Source organism: Hydrogenophaga sp., assembly GCF_051007235.1.
Lineage (GTDB): Bacteria > Pseudomonadota > Gammaproteobacteria > Burkholderiales > Burkholderiaceae_C > Hydrogenophaga.
The window spans coordinates 1-2,552 of the sequence record NZ_JBPCSJ010000150.1 but is presented as its reverse complement, the minus strand read 5'-3'; the positions used below and the strand labels follow the sequence as shown (position 1 = coordinate 2,552).

Below are 2,552 nucleotides of genomic sequence, written 5' to 3'. Positions count from 1 at the left end.
GCGCTGGGACATGAGCACCGGCAGCGACGCCCGCACGCCCGAGGTGCCCGACATGCTGGCGCTGGACGTGCTGGAAGACGGCACCCACGGCCTGCGCCAGGCCGGCGTGCTGCGCCTGGCCCTGCCCAGCCTGGCCAGCATCGGCGCCCCGGCCAACGACCCGCGGCTGAACCTCATGGCCGGTGTGGGCGACGCGCCACCGCGGCTGGAAAACGAGGCCGAGGCCGAGCGCCTGGTGACCTGGCTGCGCCTGCGCCTGCCACCCGGTCACACCGCCACCACCAGCCTGCGGCTGGCCTGGGCCGGTATCAACGCGGTGGCGGTGGAGCAGCGCCAGGCCCTGCCGGCGCGCGCCATTGGCGTGTCGGACGGCGGTTCCGACCAGCAGTACGGCCTGGGCATCAGCGCCCTGGGCAGCGCCGACCCGGCAACGCTGCAGGTCATCGTGCACGACAGCATCAGCGGCAGCGCCGTCTGGCCCGCGGTGGACGACCTGGGCCGTTGCGGCCCGCTGGACCGCGCGGTGCAGCTGGACGTGGAGGCTGGCACCGTGGGCTTTGGCAACGGCGTGCAGGGCCGCGTGCCCAGCACCGGCAGCCGCATCGTGGTGGACGGGCTGCGCGTGGGCGGCGGCGCCGCGGGCAACCTGGCCCCCGGGCTGCTGGGCGCGGTCGACCGCGTGGCCGACCCCGTCACCGGCGCCCTGGCCAAGCCCAGCCCGGCCATCAGCGTGCTGCAGCCGCTGGCCCTGCAGGGCGGCGCCGACGCCGAGACGCTGGACGCCGCCGAGCGCCGCATCCCCGCGCACTTTCAGCACCGCGACCGCGCCGTGACGGCCGACGACTACCGCGCCCTGGCGCGCGAGGCCCCGGGCACGGCGGTGGGCCGCGTGGCGGTGCTGCCGCGCTTCAAGCCGCACGAACGCAACGCCGCCGTGCCCGGTGCGGTGTCGGTCATGGTGCTGCCCCAGCGCACCAGCGCGGACCGAGCCGCCCCCTGCCCGCGGGCCGACCGGCCGTTGCTCGAAGCGGTGCACGCCTTCCTCAACGAACGGCGCCCGCTGGCCACCGAGCTGTACGTCATCGGCTGCGAGTACCGCCCCATCGGCGTGACGGTGGCGGTGCAGGTGGCCGACGGCTTTGCGCGCGAACAGGTGATGAGCGACGTGCGCCAGGCGCTGCGCACCCACCTGTGGCCGCTGCCCCTGGGCCTGGCCGGCGTGGACGGCCCCTGGCCCGACAGCGACAGCACCGACGGCGGCTACCCGCTGGGCCGCCCGCTGACCGACCGCGAACTGGAGGTGGTGGTGGCCCGCACTCCCGGTGTGGCCGGCGTCTCGCCGGTGCGCCTGTTCGAAGCGCGGGACGGCGTCTACACCGAGCTGCCGGGTGCCGGCAAAGCGGTGACCACGCTCACGCTGGAAGCCTGGCAACTGCCCGAACTCAGCGCCGTGGTCGTGGTGGAAGGGGTGGACGCCCCGGCCTCGGTCACCTCACCGTTCGACGACCCCGCATCCCCTGGCAAGGCGCCCGCACTGGCGCTGCCAGTGGTGCCCACGCTCTGCTGACGGCCATGGACATCAACGGCCTGCGCTCCTTCGGTCTGTCGCACGACACGGGCGGCCTGCAGCCCTGGCGCGTGCCGCAGGCCGACGGTGCGCGCGCCGTGGGGGTGGAGCCGACGCTGCACCACCGCATCACCGGCACGCGCCTGGCCAGCCGCGCACCCGCCGGCACCCTGCAGGAAACCGCCACCCGCGTTGACGAGGTGGTGTTGCAGCCGGCCATGGCAGTGGACGCGCTGGGCAACCACGTGCACTGGGACGGCGCACAGATCGTCTCCACCTCGCACCTGGCGGCGCAGCACGGCCTGGCGCCGCGCGCCTTCGAGCTGCCGCCCGAGGCGCAGCCGGTCAGCGACATGACCGTGGGCGACGACGACGTGCTCTACCTCGCGGCCAACGGCGCCCTGTGGCTGGTGGACCTGCGTGGCCGGTTTGAACTCACACGATTGGCCGCGCCGGCCGGCTTCCAGCTGCACCGCCTGGCCAGCGCGCCGGGCGGCGGCGTCTGGGCGCTCGACGTGGACCAGGGGCGGCTGGCACGCCTGCGCGGCCTGCCCCAGGGCCAGGCACCGCTGTGGGTGGGGCGCGAACACGATGCCCGGTTTGAAGCCCATCAGCCCAACCCCGACCCACCCCGGTGGCAAGCCCTGGCTGGCCAGCTGCCACCCGGCGAAAAAGCCGTGGCCCTGGCCTGCCACCGGCAGGGCCCGCTGGTGGTGATGAGCCTGCTGCGCAGTGCGGGCGGTGCGCGGGTGCGCCTGCTGCTGTCCGACGGCCGGCTGTCCCTGCCGCTGGCGCTGGAAGGCCCGCGCTTCCCTCACACGATGGGCTTTGTCGAGGCCGGGCGCCTGGCCGTGGCCACCCGCGGCAGCCTCACCGCCGCCGACGGGCAAGCGAGCGACCCGGGCGTGTTCACCTACGCGCTGCCACCGTCCACCCTGGAACGCCTGGCCGCCGCCAGCGCCCCCGGCCAGACCGCGCTGCCACC

1 protein-coding gene and 1 pseudogene are annotated in these 2,552 nt (G+C 75.3%); both read left to right on the top strand.

What is annotated here, in order from left to right:
• Positions 1-1,567: baseplate J/gp47 family protein (locus tag ACR2JA_RS05530; protein ID WP_434008109.1), on the top strand; the 1,567-nt coding region annotated here is incomplete at its 5' end.
• 5 nt (positions 1,568-1,572) lie between these two features.
• Positions 1,573-2,552, top strand: a pseudogene (locus ACR2JA_RS05525) (hypothetical protein); the annotation flags it as partial.